Annotated in this window: 18 protein-coding genes, 1 tRNA gene and 1 pseudogene; 9 read left to right on the forward strand and 11 right to left on the reverse strand. The window is 47.9% G+C overall.

Annotated elements, in window-relative coordinates; all coding sequences use genetic code 11:
* Positions 1 to 6 precede the first annotated feature (6 nt).
* Positions 7 to 708 carry a diacylglycerol/polyprenol kinase family protein gene (locus tag HRE53_RS18325; RefSeq protein WP_235107477.1) on the reverse strand — a complete coding sequence of 234 codons (702 nt, stop codon included), beginning with the start codon at positions 706 to 708 and terminating at the stop codon, positions 7 to 9.
* 238 nt (positions 709 to 946) lie between these two features.
* Between HRE53_RS18325 and HRE53_RS18330 the strand changes: the two genes are divergently transcribed.
* Both HRE53_RS18330 and HRE53_RS18335 read left to right on the forward strand, forming a co-directional pair.
* Positions 947 to 1821, forward strand: a protein-coding gene (locus tag HRE53_RS18330; RefSeq protein ID WP_212662369.1) for an IS630 family transposase whose coding sequence is annotated in 2 segments (ribosomal slippage) — positions 947 to 1276 and positions 1279 to 1821 — 873 coding nt in all. Because the reading frame shifts where the segments join, the coding sequence is not laid out codon by codon here.
* A 244-nt stretch (positions 1822 to 2065) separates the two neighbouring features.
* Positions 2066 to 2524 carry a Spy/CpxP family protein refolding chaperone gene (locus tag HRE53_RS18335; RefSeq protein WP_235107478.1) on the forward strand — a complete coding sequence of 153 codons (459 nt, stop codon included), beginning with the start codon at positions 2066 to 2068 and terminating at the stop codon, positions 2522 to 2524.
* A gap of 168 nt (positions 2525 to 2692) precedes the next feature.
* Here the strand turns inward: HRE53_RS18335 and leuC are convergent, their stop codons facing one another.
* On the reverse strand, positions 2693 to 4108 hold the full coding sequence (leuC, locus tag HRE53_RS18340; protein WP_235107479.1) for a 3-isopropylmalate dehydratase large subunit: 1416 nt from the start codon (positions 4106 to 4108) through the stop codon (positions 2693 to 2695).
* A 94-nt stretch (positions 4109 to 4202) separates the two neighbouring features.
* On the opposite strand from leuC, the gene HRE53_RS18345 reads away from it, so the two are divergent.
* The gene (locus HRE53_RS18345; protein WP_235107480.1) at positions 4203 to 4547 is read left to right on the forward strand and encodes a translation initiation factor; all 345 of its coding nucleotides are present in this window, start codon (positions 4203 to 4205) and stop codon (positions 4545 to 4547) included.
* Between the two features lie 70 nt (positions 4548 to 4617).
* Here the strand turns inward: HRE53_RS18345 and HRE53_RS18350 are convergent, their stop codons facing one another.
* The 7 genes from HRE53_RS18350 to purU form a co-directional block, all read right to left on the reverse strand.
* Positions 4618 to 4803 carry a hypothetical protein gene (locus HRE53_RS18350; RefSeq protein WP_212664721.1) on the reverse strand — a complete coding sequence of 62 codons (186 nt, stop codon included), beginning with the start codon at positions 4801 to 4803 and terminating at the stop codon, positions 4618 to 4620.
* Positions 4804 to 4943: 140 nt separating this feature from the next.
* Positions 4944 to 5288, reverse strand: a complete 345-nt coding sequence (locus HRE53_RS18355; protein ID WP_212664722.1) for a cupin domain-containing protein — start codon at positions 5286 to 5288, stop codon at positions 4944 to 4946.
* A gap of 81 nt (positions 5289 to 5369) precedes the next feature.
* Complete coding sequence (locus HRE53_RS18360) at positions 5370 to 5633, reverse strand: hypothetical protein (RefSeq protein WP_212664723.1); 264 nt, start codon at positions 5631 to 5633, stop codon at positions 5370 to 5372.
* Between the two features lie 39 nt (positions 5634 to 5672).
* Positions 5673 to 5746, reverse strand: a tRNA-Val gene (locus HRE53_RS18365).
* Positions 5747 to 5777: 31 nt separating this feature from the next.
* Positions 5778 to 6140, reverse strand: coding sequence for a low molecular weight protein tyrosine phosphatase family protein (locus tag HRE53_RS18370; RefSeq protein ID WP_235107481.1), 363 nt, complete (start codon positions 6138 to 6140; stop codon positions 5778 to 5780).
* A 13-nt stretch (positions 6141 to 6153) separates the two neighbouring features.
* Positions 6154 to 6435, reverse strand: a complete 282-nt coding sequence (locus tag HRE53_RS18375; protein ID WP_235107482.1) for a hypothetical protein — start codon at positions 6433 to 6435, stop codon at positions 6154 to 6156.
* Between the two features lie 96 nt (positions 6436 to 6531).
* Positions 6532 to 7386 carry a formyltetrahydrofolate deformylase gene (gene purU / locus HRE53_RS18380; RefSeq protein WP_235107483.1) on the reverse strand — a complete coding sequence of 285 codons (855 nt, stop codon included), beginning with the start codon at positions 7384 to 7386 and terminating at the stop codon, positions 6532 to 6534.
* 688 nt (positions 7387 to 8074) lie between these two features.
* On the opposite strand from purU, the pseudogene HRE53_RS18385 reads away from it, so the two are divergent.
* The 3 genes and pseudogenes from HRE53_RS18385 (at position 8075) to HRE53_RS18395 (ending at position 12816) form a co-directional block, all read left to right on the forward strand.
* Positions 8075 to 9098 (forward strand): annotated as a pseudogene (locus HRE53_RS18385) (IS630 family transposase).
* 263 nt (positions 9099 to 9361) lie between these two features.
* Positions 9362 to 10657: an HlyD family secretion protein gene (locus tag HRE53_RS18390; protein ID WP_235107484.1), complete on the forward strand. Its 1296-nt coding sequence runs from the start codon at positions 9362 to 9364 to the stop codon at positions 10655 to 10657.
* 8 nt (positions 10658 to 10665) lie between these two features.
* Positions 10666 to 12816 carry a glycosyltransferase family 2 protein gene (locus HRE53_RS18395; protein ID WP_235107485.1) on the forward strand — a complete coding sequence of 717 codons (2151 nt, stop codon included), beginning with the start codon at positions 10666 to 10668 and terminating at the stop codon, positions 12814 to 12816.
* A gap of 12 nt (positions 12817 to 12828) precedes the next feature.
* Here HRE53_RS18395 and HRE53_RS18400 read toward each other — a convergent pair whose 3' ends face one another.
* Complete coding sequence (locus tag HRE53_RS18400; RefSeq protein ID WP_235107486.1) at positions 12829 to 13386, reverse strand: NUDIX domain-containing protein; 558 nt, start codon at positions 13384 to 13386, stop codon at positions 12829 to 12831.
* Between the two features lie 267 nt (positions 13387 to 13653).
* On the opposite strand from HRE53_RS18400, the gene HRE53_RS18405 reads away from it, so the two are divergent.
* The 3 genes from HRE53_RS18405 to HRE53_RS18415 are packed head-to-tail and all read left to right on the forward strand — an operon-like array spanning position 13654 to position 16771.
* Entirely contained in the window at positions 13654 to 14604 is a 951-nt protein-coding gene (locus tag HRE53_RS18405; protein ID WP_235107487.1) for a hypothetical protein, read from the forward strand.
* Between the two features lie 26 nt (positions 14605 to 14630).
* Positions 14631 to 15932 carry an FGGY-family carbohydrate kinase gene (locus HRE53_RS18410; RefSeq protein WP_235107488.1) on the forward strand — a complete coding sequence of 434 codons (1302 nt, stop codon included), beginning with the start codon at positions 14631 to 14633 and terminating at the stop codon, positions 15930 to 15932.
* Entirely contained in the window at positions 15929 to 16771 is an 843-nt protein-coding gene (locus HRE53_RS18415; RefSeq protein WP_235107489.1) for an isopenicillin N synthase family oxygenase, read from the forward strand. The genes HRE53_RS18410 and HRE53_RS18415 overlap by 4 nt, the downstream gene beginning before the upstream one ends.
* Positions 16772 to 16809: 38 nt before the next feature.
* On the opposite strand, the gene HRE53_RS35215 is transcribed toward HRE53_RS18415, so the two are convergent.
* A complete protein-coding gene (locus tag HRE53_RS35215) occupies positions 16810 to 17751 on the reverse strand; it encodes a PrsW family intramembrane metalloprotease (protein ID WP_235107490.1) in 942 nt (313 codons plus the stop codon).
* Positions 17752 to 17803 lie beyond the last annotated feature (52 nt).

The raw sequence follows: 17803 nt of genomic DNA on the forward strand, positions 1-17803 counted from the left end.
CTAGGTCTATGTTAGCCAAAACTCATTAAAAACAAAGCCCAAGGCCGCACTGGCAATAGGCACTGTCAGGTTGTCAACTCCCCATTTGGAAAAGGCTTCTAGGGTAGAAACAATCACGGAAATAGCAACAGCACTCACCCAAGTTGCCATAATATTGCCCTGGGTGATCCACAAAATCCCATAGATGATCAGACAGCTGACGACTGCCATACTCAAAGAGCCTTCCCAACTCTTTTTCATTCCCCAGACTTGGTAGGGATGTCGGCCAAATCGCTGGCCAATTAGAGCCGCCAAGCCATCACCCCAAGTCATAGTCAAAATACCAATGGCAGCATATTGAGGCAGCTTTAAGGGCCAAAACCAAGCAATCAGGATGCCGATGCTCAAGGCATAGAAAAAGGTCCCTAAACTTTTTCGCCCTACGCCACTCACACTAGACAAAATGGGGTAACGGTAGGAGAGCAGAGTAACAATGCTAAAAATGACCGAAGCTGCAATACCAACCCAAGTGGGCACATCCAGCCACCAAGCCAACAAAATGACATTGCCTGTGCCAATATGCACTACTTTACGGGTGATTTCAGGATCAGTAGTGATCAGTCGCTTCAGGAGTTCAGCACTTCCGATCACAATTCCTAGCCATATTCCCACCAGCAAGAGTTGAGCGGTAATGGAACTAGGTGGGCTTGGCAATGCAAACACGGTCAATTAATCCACTATCAATTCGGCCAATGACCTTCACTGTAGTGGATTCTGCTAGTCCTGGAAAGTGGATTGCTTCTGATGCCAATGCTTGTAATCCTCCTCACCTGTGGGGATAACAGACCCCAATGAACAATGGCATGGCAGTCACCTCATATTGAGGGTCATCCTCCTCGATAACTATAGCAAGCGCCATTTTATTCAGGACATAATAAACTAGAGATACTGTTATGTCTTTCAATGGATGCCTAAAATCTACAGCTACGATTTACGTTGCAAAGTGATCGATGCTATTGAACTTGATGGCATGCCTCCCTCAGAAGCGAGTGACACCTTTCATATCAGTCGTAACACCATTAATCTATGGCAACGTCTCAAAGCAGAAACAGGTGATCTTCATCCCATCCCTAGACAACACCTTGGCCATAGCCACAAAATCACAGACTGGGACAAGTTTCGAGCTTTTGCTCAAGAACATCGCTATAAAACCCAAGCTCAGATGGCCGAGTTGTGGGAGGGGCAAATCAGTGAGCGTACTATTTCAAGAGCGCTGAAGAATATTGGATTTACTCGAAAAAAAAGACCTATGGCTACCGCCAACGTGATGAGCACAAACGGGCTGAGTTCGTCCAAAAGTTAACAACAGTAGACCCAGACGATATCGTCTATGCTGACGAGTCAGGGATGGACAATCGAGATGAGTATGACTATGGCTATGGTCCCAAAGGTGAGCGGGTCTATGCTTTAAAGTCTGGTAGCAGAAGTGGACGAGTCAATATGATTGCAGCTTTGAGAGGAAAGCAGCTCATGGCCCCGTTCACGATTGAAGGGGCTTGCAATCGCACCGTATTTGAAATTTGGCTTGAGACTTGTTTGATACCGATGCTCAAACCGGGGCAGAAGTTAGTCATTGATAATGCCACCTTCCATAAGGGAGGGCGAATTGAGCAACTGGTAGAAGCCGCAGGATGTGAAGTGTGGTACTTGCCACCCTATTCTCCTGATTTGAATAAGATTGAACGGTCGTGGGCTTGGATTAAAAGTCGAATTAGACACCAATTAGAGCACTTCGGTTCACTTAGAGAAGCAATGGAACATGTGTTGTACCTAGCGTCCTAATTAGAGTGGCGAATGCTATAAGTGGGTTGTTGAACTCATCAGGTCTTCTTATGCCGTTTAATCTTGACCCTCAAGTTAGCTTTAAGGATTAGCTTGAGTACAGGGGAATAGTCCTTTATACCCAAGCAAAATTAGTACCCTATCTCGCAAGAGTTAAGTCTTTAGATCCTGGTATCACCCCCAAGGGATTGAATAGGCTGGAAACAAGAAACAAACCTCATCCAGTCAGGAGCCACACCATCTTATGAAGTTCCGTTCTTCACTTTTAATCGCAGCAGTTCTTTTACCAACAGTTGGCCTAGTCAACATGGGGCAACCCTCTCAAGCCCAGCCCGACCAAAACCCATCCACTGTGCTGGCACAACGCCAAAAGCTGAGTCCAGAAGAACGGGCTGCCAAGCGGGAAAAGCGGGCTGCACAATTTAAGCAGACCCTAGGCTTAACGGATATCCAAGTCACTCAAATCAAATCTATTCGTGACTCCTATCGCCCCAAGATGAAAACCTTACGCCAAGAGGCGAAAACACTGCGTGACGGTGGTGCCAATAAAGACCAACTCCAAGCCCTTCGCCAGCAACGAAAAGAATTGCGTCAGCAAATGTACAACGATATCAAAGCTGAGCTGACACCCGAGCAAGCACAGAAATTAGAAGAACTCAAAGCTCAAAGAAAAGCCCAGAAGCGCAGTCGCCGTCGTCGCTAACATTTCTAAGCGATCGGCACACCCAAAATACTCTGCACCTTTGATTCTCGCTCAACACCCATGAACCAGACGTCTGATCAGCTTCTGAGTCGTGGGTGTTTTATCTCAAAATGTCTCGCGCAATCACACCGCTCTAAAATTCAAAGGCAGGATTCTGATCAGACCAGATTATGAGCTAGCCTTAGAGATTTGGCGGACATCCGCAACCTCTCCTTTGATGGCAGCGGCCACTACCATGGCCGGACTCATCAGCAAGGTTCGTCCAGAGGCTGACCCCTGCCGTCCTTTGAAATTCCGATTAGAGGAAGAAGCACTCAGCTGGCGCCCTTGAAGCTTATCGGGATTCATGGCCAAACACATGGAACATCCCGGCTCTCGCCATTCAAATCCAGCTTTTTCAAAAATATGATGTAACCCTTCAGATTCGGCCTGCTGTTTGACTTGCTCTGACCCTGGCACCACAAATGCTTTTACCCCTGTTGCAACCTGGTGGCCTTGGGCAAACTGGGCAGCCTCGCGAAGGTCACTGATTCTGCCATTGGTACAACTGCCAATAAAACAAACATCCACCTTAGTCCCTTGAATCGGTTGCCCCGGCTGCAAATCCATATATTTGTAGGCTTCAGAGGCAATGGGCTGATCGGTATCCGTAAAGTGGTCGAGACCAGGAATCGACTCATCAATGCCAATGCCCTGACCCGGCGTAATACCCCAGGTGACAGTGGGTGAGATATCCTGGGCATCAAAAACGATCACATCGTCATACACTGCATCTGTATCACTGCGAATACTCTGCCACCACTCCACCGCTCGGTCCCAATCTGCACCTTTAGGGGAGGCTTCCCGCCCCTTGAGATACTCAAAGGTAATGGCGTCAGGATTGATATAGCCACAGCGCGCTCCCCCTTCGATGGACATATTGCAGACGGTCATCCGCTCATCCATACTCATTTGCTCAAACGTGGTTCCGGCAAATTCATAGGCATAGCCCACGCCCCCTTTCACGCCAAGGGTCCGAATGATGTGCAAAATCACATCTTTGGCATACACGCCAGGCGGCAAAGTACCGTTGACTTCCACTTTGCGCACCTTGAGCTTGGCGAGGGCGAGGGTCTGGGAAGCGAGCACATCTCGCACCTGACTCGTTCCAATACCAAATGCGATCGCACCAAAAGCCCCATGGGTCGAAGTATGGCTATCACCACAGGCAATCGTCATACCCGGTTGCGTTAAACCTTGCTCTGGCGCAATGACATGCACAATGCCCTGTTTGCCAGAACCAATATTATGAAAGGTAATACCATGGTCTTGGCAGCTCTGCTCCAAGGCCTGCATCATTTCTTCTGCCAGCACATCGGCAAAGGGACGCGCCTGATTTTCCGTCGGTACAATGTGATCGACCGTTGCCACCGTTCGCTGTGGGTACAACACCTTTAGCCCCCGATCTTGCAGCATCGTAAAGGCTTGAGGACTCGTCACTTCATGGATAAGATGGAGGCCAATAAATAACTGGGTCTGGCCAGAGGGGAGTACATCTACGGTATGTAAATCCCAAACTTTATCAAATAGGGTGCCCTGGCTCATAAATCGAAGTCAATAATGGTATCATCGGACTCCAATTTTATCTTAATTATGGAAAGGGGTTAGGGCAGATTCCGAGGGGTAGTGAAGGTTCAATGTGGAAAGACAGGTTCTATGGGTAAGAAACAGCGTCCTCAATCCGATCGCCAAGTGTACAGTGAATTTGGCAATGCTCAAGCGCCCGACCCAACGTCGCGTCCCGACCCACCCCCCCGCTCAACAGACATTAAAAATCCAGGTTTCCCGCAAGGGTCGTAAAGGCAAAACCGTAACGATTATCAGTGGATTTCAAAGCCAATCAGCAACGCTTGCAGATTTAACCAAAAAGCTCAAAGCCCAATGCGGTGCAGGTGGCACCCTCAAAGACAAAGAAATTGAGGTCCAAGGCGATCATCGCCAAAAGCTCGCAGACTACCTCAAAAAAACAGGGTTATCCAGTTAAATTTGTGGGTGGCTAAAGCTAGGTTTCAGACGTCGGTGGATGACAGGGAAATAGGCACCCCAAAAGACATCTAGTCCTGATTTCGTTCTAACGCATCTAAACGACGCATTTCACGAGCATTGTCTTGTTGCTCTAAGCGTTTGCGATCTAGGTCTCGCTCCACAGGCTTAAATTCCACAGAGCTTAAAGCCATCACTCTTTTACTCCGATTTCTTTGGCGTTTGGCCAGACGTTCGCGTTCAGTTTCTTCTTGCATTTCGGATGTATTCCAATGAATGAATAGGTTTCACTAGTCTAAATGCTAGCCACCCATTATGGGCCAACACTTTCCCTGGGCCAGGGCGTTAGAGACCTTGAGGACATGCTCAAACCCGATAAATCAACGCCCCCATGCCATTAAACTCCAGCTGCCTGCAGACCAAAATAGGTTAATACCAGGTCTTCTTGCCCTGTATTCACCACCTCATGTACTTCATGGGGTTCTACCGTGATACAAATACCCGGTGTTAAGGGATGAGCCATTCCTTCAATCTGCATCTGCCCCGTTCCGGCTTCCACAAAAAACACTTCATACATATCTGGATGGGAATGCGCTTTGGCCATTTGACCTGCAGGGAAACGAGCTTGCGAAAATTGAGTCAGTTGAGGAATATCCCCCGATCTCAACATCACCTTTTTAGAGATGGCAGCATTATGGCGAACAATTTCGTCAGGCAGAGTTTGAATTTGGGTGATTTTCATCAAAGTAATGAGGATTAGAGATTTCAGCGCACAGGACTTATAAACGCAGTGTGCCTCGCCTTAGTGATAGCAAATAATCACCTATGAAAGGTGCTGGGCATTGTCAGCAGAAACTTGAGGAACTCCATTTTGCCCAGAAGCATCGGGACTCACTTCAGATAGATAAAAAACCCCGTCTCGATCCAAATCGATAATGCCTTTGCCCCGCAAGTTCTGACAAATCCAACTCACCTTCCCAGAGGTTGAATGGGTTTGGCCAATTAAAGAGACTAAGGTCTGGGGCTTGTGGGAAATTAATTCAATGATTCGTGCGGTCAGTGAATCTTCTTCTTTCGCAGAAACCATTGAGCCCCCCAACCACCCTGACCAGAAAATGGTAACGAATGGACACATCCCGACTCGAACGGGAGACCCCCACGATGTCAACGTGGTGCTCTAACCAACTGAGCTATGCGTCCGTAGACATTAAAATTATCACACGTAGAGAGTTTATGTAAACTGAGCATCACTGGAGTTCGCCCTAAGTCCCTCCTCTACATACCCAGGCACTACATCTTGGAGATGCTCGACTAAGTCTGGGTCCATGTACTGATAATCATCTGGGATATCCAGAATATGAATGGGGGTATGGTCAGCCCATTGCTTATATTGAGCCAGAATTCGATTTTTATGCTTCTTCTCCATCACTAAGATCACATCGGCCCAACGAATATCGGCCATCGAAAGGGTCCGTTTAGCCTTGGGACTGGTACCTGCGGATCGCACCTGCAAGCCTGAATGATTTTTCCAGACTTGCTCTGCGGTTGGGCTGCGCCACTGGTTACGACTACAGACAAACAATATCTTCAGCATCTTTGTGATGTTATCAAACGTCTTCTATCTCTAAAAGCAAGTCTCGCCAGGGTTTACGGGGATAGTCAAACCCAAGTTGCGCTGCTCGTTTTAGCTTTCTGGAACGCCAATATAGTAGCCTCCAGGCTTTGCTAGGTCTTGCCTGGGTAGGCTCTCCATAGGATGGGTAGCCTTTGACTTTTGCAAAACGGCCGCGATTCACAGTTTGACCACTCAGATGACGGGTTTGGCGATGCCGAATCTTGACGGCTCGCTGTCGTCGTCTCCAAGCGAGATCGCGTTGGGTATTCATCATTATTCTCTGGTTTATCAGCAGTAACAGCCGCGATAAGATCCAAAGACAAGGCAATTCGGTATCAACCGAACTCAATCCTAACCGAAGAAAACGGGCTCAATCAAAAACGACGGTGCGATGGTTATAGACCAAGACCCGGTTCTGCAGGTGAAGACGAACTGCTCTGGCCAACACTGAACGTTCTACATCTTTACCCTTACGGATAAATTCGTCACTAGAATCCCGGTGGCTAACCCGCACCACTTCTTGTTCAATGATGGGGCCTTCGTCCAAATCTTCAGTGACGTAGTGGGCTGTGGCACCAATAATTTTGACACCCCGCTTATAGGCTCTCTGGTAGGGGTTGGCCCCTGGAAAGGCAGGCAGGAAGGAGTGGTGGATATTGATGGTGGCAGAGAAGGCGGCGATAAATTGAGGGCTAAGGATTTGCATGTACTTGGCCAGGACCACCAAGTCAATTTTGTATTGCTTGAGTAAGGCGAGCTGCTGTTTCTCCTGCCGAGCTTTACTCTCTTTGTTGATGGGTAAGTGGTAAAAGTCGATGTTGAATTGTTCGGCAATCGGTTGCAGGGTGTCATGGTTGCTGATGATTAGGGGAATCTCGACGGGGAGATCGCCAGCCTGCTGTCGCCACAGTAAATCCAATAGGCAATGATCCTGCTTGCTGACCCAAATAGACATGCGAGGCTTACGGTCGGAAAAGTGTAGCTGCCAGTTGGCCTGTAAGGATTCTGCCAGTTCAGAGAATTGGGTACCGATTTGCGATCGCGATAACTGAAACCCCTCTAAACTCCACTCCAAGCGACTGAGAAACAACTGATGGGTGAAATCCGTATGGTGATCGGCATGGATGATGTTGCCGTGGTGAATTGCAATAAAGTGGGCGATTTTCGCCACTAACCCCTTTTGATCAGGACAGGAAATGAGGAGCGTCGCGGTTGGTGCCGACATAGCTTTTCCCACAGATTACAACTGGTGCCAAGCTTACACACTTTATCTCTCTGTTTCTAGTCCAAACTCTGAGTCTGATTTAGCTGGTTAATCCAAAGATTTTGTGGGTAAGTCAGTTCAGCATTCCCATATCAAAGAATCATTATGCATTGAGGAATCACTGCGCAATATCTAATGGGTTTTGAGAGGTTTTATTCGTTCAGACTGACAGATGAATCTTGGCTACCAAAACTTAAACAAGATAACTTTTTCTGAGTGAATTCACCCAATTTCTAGAAAATCATTAAGTTAGACATCTTGAACACATTACCGTTGTTCTACAACCCTAAATCAAATATTGAGCATACATAGGCTATCTAGAAAATTATCATAAGCAGCATAATAAACTAACTACAATTATTTGATGTAGATTATTTGTAGATTAATTAAAATAGCAAAATAAACTATATTAAATGAATCCCAAAAAATAGTTGAACAATTTAATAAATACCAAGAAAAATAATCATATGTATTGCAGCGCATGGATTGAAGTTTGCAATTGATAAGAATTTAAGTTAATTTATTAATTCAAAAAATATGTATATTGGCTTACATAAAAACTTCATATACTGCAGACGACTTGTGACTTAACATAGTAGCGGAGAGATTTGGCACACTGGGAGTATCCCCCACCTACTCTCTTACTTGCATGATTAAAATTGATTTCACCGCAGAGGAAATCCAACACCTCAACTACGAACGCTATCATCATCCTCACCCACGGGTGCAGCGACGGATGGAAGTGCTCTACTTGAAAAGTCAGGGTCTTCCCCATGCCCAGATTTGTCAGCTTTGTCAGATTAGTCGTCCGACCTTAGCTAAAACCCTTCGTCAGTATCAACAAGGCGGAATTGAAGGACTGAAGACCCTGGAATACAAAGGTCAACCTAGTTCACTCAATGCTCATAGCGATAGTGTGAGAGCCTACTTTGAGCACCACCCGCCCCGCACCAGTGCAGAAGCCCAAGCAGTCATTGAACAATTGACAGGCATTAAGCGTTCTCCAACCCAGATCAAAGCCTTCCTCAAGCGCATTGGTTGTCGCTATCGAAAAGTGGGGTATGTGCCGGGAAAGTCGAGTCTGCCCGAGAAAATTGAGGAGCAAGAGCAGTTTCGACAAACTCGCCTTGAACCCTTATTAGAGGAAGCTCAACGCCAAGAGCGTCTTGTCTTTTTTGTGGATGCTGCTCATTTTGTTCACCGGGCTTATCTGGGGTTTCTCTGGTGCCTTCGTCGGATCTTCATCCCGTCTCCTTCTGGCCGTCAACGATTCAATGTTCTGGGTGCACTCAACGCTGTCACCAAAGAAGTCACCAGTATCACCAACCACACCTACATCAACTCTCATAGCATGTGTCTGTTGCTAGCCAAGCTGGCACTACTCGACCCAGTCATACCCATCAGCGTCATTTTAGACAATGCCCGATATCAAAAAATGCCAGCTGGTGACTGACTTTGCTGAGATCGTCGATATTGAGTTAGTCTATTTGCCCTCCTATTCACCCCATTTGAATTTGATTGAGCGGCTTTGGCGCTTTGTGCGCAAGGAATGTCTCTACTCGAAGTATTATGCCGATTTTCACTCTTTCAAAGGGGCCATTCAACATTGCATTGATCAATGCAATGGAGAGCACAAGGCGAAACTAACAAGCCTTCTATCACTCAAGTTTTAGTCTTTTAAAGAAGTTAATATCTTAGCCGTCTAGAGTATATACACTTTTAAATATAAATCTACTTGCAAAAATAAACATATCTAGTGAAAAACCACCATAAGTATTTGCACTGAAATACCATTATATAACTGAGGTAATTCACCTTAAATACATTCACAAAATCGAACATTAAGACACTAAAATATTCAGTGCGATTACTGAAGAAAACATAAAAATTACAAGCCAAGATAGTTGTAAGACTGATGGCTTAGAGTTCGCTAGTAATGACTTCTGGTATCGAGAATTTCCCCAATAATGATCCAACTTACCAATTAGACAAAGAGAAAGAAGCTCCCACACCATCTAAGCCTTTATCTTTGCCTTCTAGGCAAACCGTCTTTAAATTCTTGCGCCTAGGGACTGGGATTGGGGTTCTGGCAATTTTAGGGTCTTACCTGTGGCGTAGCCAAACCTCAGTGGTTAGCCACCAAGCCTATATCAATGCCCCTATCTTGTCCCTGCATTCTCCGATGCAAGGTCAGTTAACCCTCAACAATTTAATGCCAGGGGAAACCTTAACTGCTGGCACTCAAATTGGACAAGTCCAAAATGTGCGTACTCCCGAAATAGAAGTCAATCGTCAACAACTTCAGTCGCAGTTGCGATTAAACCAATCTCAACTGCGACTCCTACAACAAAAAATTGCCAACCGACGACAACTCCTAGCTGAATTCTCACAAAAGTTAGTGTTACAGCAGAACTACCAAGCCACCTTTCATACTCAGCAAATCAGACTACAAGAAGCCCAGCTACGGGATGCCCAACATGCAGCCAAGCTGGCGAATGTACAAGCTGAGCGGTACGGCTCCTTAGTCAAAGCAGGGGCGGTATCCCGAGATCGAGCAGACCAAGCCATTACTGCAGCCCAACGGGCCAATGAGGTGGTGCGGAATCGCCAAGCCGATCTGAGTCAATCTCGCGCAGAGCAGGCTGCCAGTTCAAACGGTTTACAACTAAGTGGCTCCCAGACTTTTAGTTTGCCCGATATTCGGGACCGAGAACTGCGGACCGAGATTGCTGATTTAGAAGAACAAGTCCAGGTCCTACGCACCCAAATTGAACAAGATAATCTTAAAATCGCTCATATTTCCCAACAGCTCACCCTCAAGCAAAATGCACCTATTACGGTCCCCACGGATAGCGTGGTGTGGTCCGTAGAACGGCGCAGTGGCGCTCTAGGACAACATGTAGATAGTGGTGACGCCCTCATTAAGCTACTGGATTGCAAACAGGTCTGGGTTGATGCCTTTATGGCTGAAGAAGATGTCCGAAGCCTGCAAATAGGCTCTGCGGTGAATGTCCGGCTACTCACCGATGGCCAGCAAGATCAAATTGAAGGTCGCATCCAATCTATTCGCTCCGGGGTAGGTCGAGTGGTCACCGGACAAGACGTTGCTCTGCCGCCTCCAGAATTAGTTAAACGCGCCGTTGCTGTGCGAATCATGCTGGCTTCTGAGGACCTGAAGCCTGAACGGTTCTGTAGTGTCGGCCGCAGTGTCGAAGTTGTCGTCTCTCGCTAAGGCCATCCATGCTTAAACGGACTGATATCGATTGGCTGGAACGGATTGTCTGGTGCTTAGTAATTATCCTAGGAGGCTTTTGGCTGTGGAGCCAGTTTCAAGAACGGTTGATCCTAGCTGACTTAGCTACATTTTGGCGACAGATGCAGGCAGTGTTTACCCCTGAAGCCAATCGTCTGGATCGGTTACTATTGCCAACGGCTATCGGCGGCACCTTTGTTTTTTGTCTCAAAACCATTAGTCCCCAACCTCTGTTGTGGAGCCGTGCCACCATTTCCATTTTGTTAGTGGGACTAGGTGTACGGTATGAGCTGTGGCGGCTATTTAACACCTTAAATTTGTCCGATCCCCTCAATGGCACCCTCAGCATTTTGCTGTTTGTCATGGAGTTAATGGCTTTCACTAACACGGCAGCCTTTATGCTGCAAACTATTCCCAGCATTGATCGCAGTCCTGAAGCCGATCGCCTGTCCCAAGCTGTCATCAGCGGCGCGTATCAGCCCTGGGTAGACGTTTTAATTCCCACCTATAATGAGCCACCTGACGTCCTCCGACGCACCATTATTGGCTGTCAGGCCATGAAGTATGACCACAAGCGGGTCTATCTTTTGGATGATCTGCGACGTCCCCATATTCGCGAACTGGCTCAAGAGCTGGACTGCAACTACGTTATCCGTCCCAATAATGACCATGCAAAGGCAGGGAATCTCAATCATGCGATCGCAAAAACAGACGGCGATTTAATCGTTGTTTTTGATGCTGATTTTATCCCCACCACCAACTTCTTGACCCGCACAGTCGGATTCTTCCAAGATGAGAAAGTCGCGTTATTACAAACCCCCCAGAACTTTTATAACGAAGACCCCATTGGGGTTAATTTGGGACTACAAGAGGTGCTCACTAACGAGCAAGCCCTGTTCTTTCGCTATATCCAACCCAGTCGGGATGTCACCAACTCCGTTATTTGCTGCGGGTCTTCCTTTGTGATCCGGCGGACGGCACTCGCTGAGATTGGCGGTATTCCCACAGAAAGTATCACGGAAGACTTCTTTACCTCTTTGAAGTTGCAGTCCTTGGGCTACAAGATTAAATATCTCAATGAAGCCCTTTCAGCTGGCATGTCGCCTGAAAATATGGGGGCTTATATTGACCAGCGTTTACGGTGGGGCCAGGGAACCTTACAATCCATGTTTTGCCCCGCCAATGTCTTCACCATTCCCGGATTGAACCTATTGCAGCGAGTCTCCCATTCCCTGGGATTACTGTACTGGTGCCTTTCTGTCCCCCGGTTCATCTTTTTGGTGATGCCCCTGTCCTACCTACTGTTTGAGCTAGCTCCTCTGCGAGCAACGATTGATGGGGTCCTCTTTTTCTACCTGCCCTATTTTGTCTGTAATGCCATCTCTTTCTCTTGGATGACAGAGGGACGGCGGTCGGCATTTTGGTCCGATGTTTATGAAACCATCCTCTGCATTCCCATGATGCTGACGGTCATTCAAACCCTGAGAAATCCCTTTGGCAAAGCTTTTAAAGTGACCCCTAAGGGCATTGCGGCTAATCGTTTACATATCAATTGGCATTTGCTATTGCCCCTAGTGGTCCTGATTGTGCTGTCCTTATTCGGTTTGGGCATGCGCATTTTTTATGCCCCTTGGAGTACGGCCAATCCAGATAGCCTCAAAATCAACATTGTTTGGACCACCTATAACCTCATCCTCCTGTACATTTGCGTTCTGGTTAATATCGATGTGCCTCAGCGGCAGCATTCTCGGTTTGACCGTCAGTCTCCCTGCGAACTCCAAATCAATGGGGAATGGTTGTTAGGACGGAGCATCAATATTTCGGAAGGAGGAGCTGCCGTTCGCTTGAACCGGAAATGGAAACAACCGCCCGCCGATAAATTAGGTCTACTGAGGATTCCGGGCTTAAAAACGGAGTTAAAAGTTGAAATTCGTTGGAAACAAAATAGCGATTCTGGACCGTTTTTTGTGGGATTGCGATTTATTGAATGTGATGTAGTGCAGTTGCGATCGCTAATTCCATTTCTCTACTGCCAACCCAACCAATGGACGGAACAAAAAGTCCCTGAACATTTAACCGTTTGGGCCCTCTTTCAGTCTGTATTCCGCCTCTATGCTTTAGCAGAAAGCCGTGGCTAGGGGACTGTCCCATCAGGAAGAGAGAAGGGCAGGAGACCAAATATCTTTGTAGTAGCTTTCTAAGCAGTGCTTCATAATGCCGTTATGGTTAAACGCCAACTGCATATTGATGGCCTCTTCCAATTCATACCAACGAGTTTCAGCCACTTCATCGACGGCAACTTGAGGTTGTAACGACGGCAGTTGAGTCGTATTTTCCAAGAAAAACATCATCGGAAACCGCAGGGACACATTTTGCAGCCGTAAGGGACGAGACCCCACATAGTAGGGCTGATCCAAAGACCCCTGAAAAGAGTATTGGCTCTGAAGCTGGGGGATATTGAGTCCGATTTCTTCCCATATTTCCCGAACAATCGCTTCTCCTGCGGTTTCATCATAGTCAAGATAACCACCCGGCAGTCCCCATTTTCCCGGCTCTGTCGGCATTTGGTCCCCTCTTAATCCCAAAGGGATATACGCCGTCTCTCCAATCACAAAAAAGATAACGCCTAACACCGTCACATCTCGACTAATCCAACAGGTCTTACCTGAAACTTCAATACAACGATTGGGGCGATTGTTGAATTTCACAGCACTGGGTTCACGAATAGAATGGAAAACGTGGCTTTTCCCGGCGCAGAACGCTGAGGCTCAGCCATCTAAGGAGAAGTGATAAACCTCTCACTTTCGAACACATTATGGATCACTCTGTCTAATTCATCCATTTTTCTATGGTTTTCCTTCCGCATTACTATCCATAGCCGCACGATACAGTCCTGGCTACCCAAAAATCCCCAACTTGAGGTGCACAGCAGTACAATCGACCCATTCATCAGCCATCGGGCAAGGGGCGCACTTATGAAACCATATCGACCTAGCAACAAAGTGCCTGGGACAGGATGGATATGGTTACTGGCCTTATCAACTCTGGGAGGCGCAGTCGTAGGCGGTGGGATCGCATTGATCGCTCGTTGGATTTATTTGTTGTTGATCTTCCCAGCCCTGATGGGGTTTACCAGTGGCAGTGCCACGACTGTCGCCATTAAGAAAGGCAAAGTTCGCAGTCCCCTAGTCGGTCTCTTCTTCGGGGTCCTGACCGGCTTAATCACCTATGGGGCCTATCACGGGGGTGAATATTTCTTGACTCGACAGTCCTTTGCTAAAGAGATTGAGGCTGAGCTGGGTCAAGATCTTGACTCAGCGGATATGAACGCTCTGATGGACACTTTTTTTCAGGAAGAAACCGGATCATCTGGCTTTGTGGGGTATCTCAAATTTTCAGCCAAACAGGGTCTCAGCATCGGTCGTGCAGGTAGCAGTAGTGATGGCATTCCTCTGAATGAAACATTTACCTGGATCTATTGGCTGATTGAGTTAGCGATTATTGAAGCCATTAGTGTGATCATGGCAAAGTCTGCCGCTAAAGATCCTTTTTGCGAAACCTGCGATCAGTGGTACGGCCAGGGCCAAAGGATGGGCACGGTTGCAGATGAACAGTCCGAGGTTTTCCTCAAAGTTTTAGAGGCCGATCAGATCGTCCAAGCTGCAACTCATATTCAACCTAGAGCAGCAACCATTCCCTATTTAGAAGTGGATCAACGCCAATGTCCTGGGTGCCACCAGGGAGAAGTTGTACTTGAGGTTCAACGGTATTCTGAAAATAAAAAAGGGGAAGGTAAACAATCTCCGGTTTTGCTCGGAATGTTATCCCATCGGCAAACCAGACAGTTGACAGAAGCGATCTCCACCTCACAAAAGTCTGATCCCACAATCGATACGAACGAACCGGATGCTAGTCAAGAGGGCTAGATGTTAATCCAGACAACGGGGAAGTAATGGAATATTCCTTAGGGATTGACTTTGGCACATCAGGGACCCGAGCAATTGTCATTGATCAACAGAACCAAGTCCTGGCAGAAGCTAGTTGTACGTTTCCGGGGCTATCCCCAAAGGAGCGTATAGACTGCTGGCAACATGCCCTATGGGAATTAATCGGTGAGATCCCGGCAGACGTGCGATCGCATCTACAAGCCATCGCCATTAACGGTACTTCCTCCACCATTTTGCTCTGCGATGAGAACGGCATCCCTCTCTATCCACCGCAGATGTATAACGACACCTGCGATCCAGCTAGTTTAGAACTGCTCACCAGCTTGGCTCCTGCGGGTCATCCTGTACTCAGTGCTAGTTCTAGCTTGGCAAAACTGCTGGGTATGAGCCGCACCGTGGATATGACCTCAGTTCGCTATCTGATGCATCAGGCTGATTGGTTAGCCTTCTTATTGCATGGCCGCCCAGGACTCAGTGATGATCACAATAGTTTGAAACTAGGATACGATCCTGCGATGACCGTTGCTTGCTGTCCGCAGGACATAGGCCGCATCGCAGCGTATCCCGACTGGTTCCACCAGCCACCCCTCAGCCAGCTTCTGCCTTTGCTGCCTCAAGTCATCAGACCCGGCGCACCCATTGGCCCCATTCAACCTCGTCTTGCCCGTCAGTTTGGCATCCCCTCGGAGTGTCAAATTTGTGCAGGCACCACAGATAGCGTTGCCGCCTTTATTGCCAGCGGAGCGACTCAACCAGGGATGGCCGTCACGTCCCTTGGCTCTACCCTTGTCCTCAAGCTATTGAGTCCTACCCGGATCGATCTGGCCAACTACGGCATCTATAGTCATCGCCTCGGAGATTACTGGCTGGTGGGCGGTGCATCCAATACGGGTGGAGCTGTACTTCAATCTTTTTTCTCCACCCCAGAACTCATTGAACTCAGCCAGCACATTGACCCCAGCCAGCCTAGTCCCTTGAACTACTACCCACTGCTTAAGCCTGGAGAACGATTTCCCATTAATGATCCCCTTCTGGAGCCACAGCTCACCCCTCGCCCAGAGGATCCTGTGGAGTTTTTGCAGGGTTTACTAGACAGCATGGCTCGCATCGAAGCCCAAGGATATCATCTATTAGAAACTCATGGTGCGCCTCCCTTGAAGGCAGTTTATACTGCTGGCGGGGGTGCCCAAAACACGGTCTGGCAAACTATTCGTCAACGCCATCTTCAGGTCCCTTGTTATGCCGCTCAGCATCAACAAGCCGCCTATGGCACTGCCTTGCTTGCTGCCCATGGATCGCCCCTATGATTTCCCCTTTGCCCACCCTGGACTATCAATCTGCTGATGCGCCACAACAGTTTGCCCAGTCTCTGCAACAATCTGGGTTTGCCGTTCTCCGCCATAGTCCAATTGCTGATTCCTTAGTAGAGCGCACGTATCAAGATTGGCAGACTTTTTTCAATCATGAAGAGAAAGCTCAATATACCTTTGACCCGAAAATCCAATCGGGCTACTTTCCATTTCAGACGGAGCAAGCCAAGGGCCATACCACCCCAGACCTGAAAGAGTTCTTTCATATCTATGAAAGCCATCCTCTCCCCCAGGGCATGAGTGATGCCACTTGGGACTTATTTAACCAACTCCGGCACTTGGCAACAAAGCTACTGGAGTGGGTAGAAATCCAGGCTCCACCCAACATTCGCTCTGGCTTTACAGAACCCTTAAGTGCCATGATCACTGAGAGTAAGGAAACACTGTTTCGCCTGCTGCACTATCCACCTTTACCCGATGACATTCCTCCAGGAGCTGTTCGCGCTGCTGCCCATGAAGATATCAACCTGATCACGCTGCTGCCAGCTGCAACGGCGATGGGTTTAGAGCTGTTGGATGCAGAGGGTCAGTGGCAATCCGTAGTGTGCGATCGCGGCGATATCGTCGTCAATGTTGGCGATATGCTGCAGCTGGCGAGCCAAGGCTTTTACCGCTCCACTACTCATCGCGTCGTTAACCCTGACGGTCCAGCACGGCACCAGTCCCGATTATCCATGCCCCTGTTTCTCCATCCTCGACCCGAGGTGGTACTTGCAGAAGACAAAACAGCCCGACAGTACCTGCAAGAACGACTACGGGAAATCGGCCTAGTTTAAGGACATCACACCTGTTAATTGTGAGGTTTTCATACCTATTAATTCGGTGGAGCGATACGGGTGGCAAAATTTTGCGATCGCGTTGGTGATAACTGGCGTGCCTTCAAAATCGCTGCGGTCAAAAAGACATAGGCTAGAACCCCCACCGTCATCAGTGCTAAAACAGCCGCCAATTCTCCAAAGTTCCGAGCCAAACTCCCTGAGGCATTCCAAAAGGCATGAATCCCAGAAGACACCAGATAGCCAATTCCTAGGATCTGCCATCGCTGGGCTGGCTTGAGAATACTTAGCCCAATAAAATAGCCAAAAATACCGCTGTAGGCCATATGACCAGCCACCGATCCTAAGATTCTGGGAATCAAAAGCTGAACTGCAGCTAAGGCCCCAGCAAACTCATTCGAAGACGATTGCGCAACCTGCTGGGCAATACCAGGAACATATTGTCCTAAGGTCTCCAGCAATGTAAATCCAAGGGCCGACGCTGCACCAATCAAAATGCCATCCAAGGGCTCCCAAACCCCAACTTTTTGGCGACTCGGGGGGCGTAATTGCGATCCCAAATAGAAGAATCCAAAAATAGGCAGGGCCTTGAGCAACTCCTCCATTAAACCTGCGCCAAAGAAGTGACTAATCAGTTGGGAAATAAAATCAGGAGACGCATCTTGAACATTTCCGGGCAAAATTCCCCGAAAGACCAGAATAAACAGACTCAAGATCGGCGTTACCAGGATCACCATTGTGAACAGGGTACTGAGGAACAACACCCACCAGGGCTTGGCTTTACCGCACAATCGATAAATGAAATAAAACCCGCCACCCCCTAGATACAAGGCCAAGAGCAAATTAAAGATAGGTGGGTTGCTCGCAAAGATAAATAGCAACACCACCATCATTACAGTGAGAATGCCAGGGATTAAATACCCCTTACCCAAGAGATCTTTGCGCGCTGAAACGATGGGAAACAGCTGACTTACGGTCACCTGGTTAGAGACAGCCCCCCGGTGTTGGCTGAGGGGGGATATACCGGTGGTT

Source organism: Acaryochloris sp. 'Moss Beach', from assembly GCF_021497025.1.
Classification (GTDB): Bacteria; Cyanobacteriota; Cyanobacteriia; order Thermosynechococcales; family Thermosynechococcaceae; genus Acaryochloris; species Acaryochloris marina_A.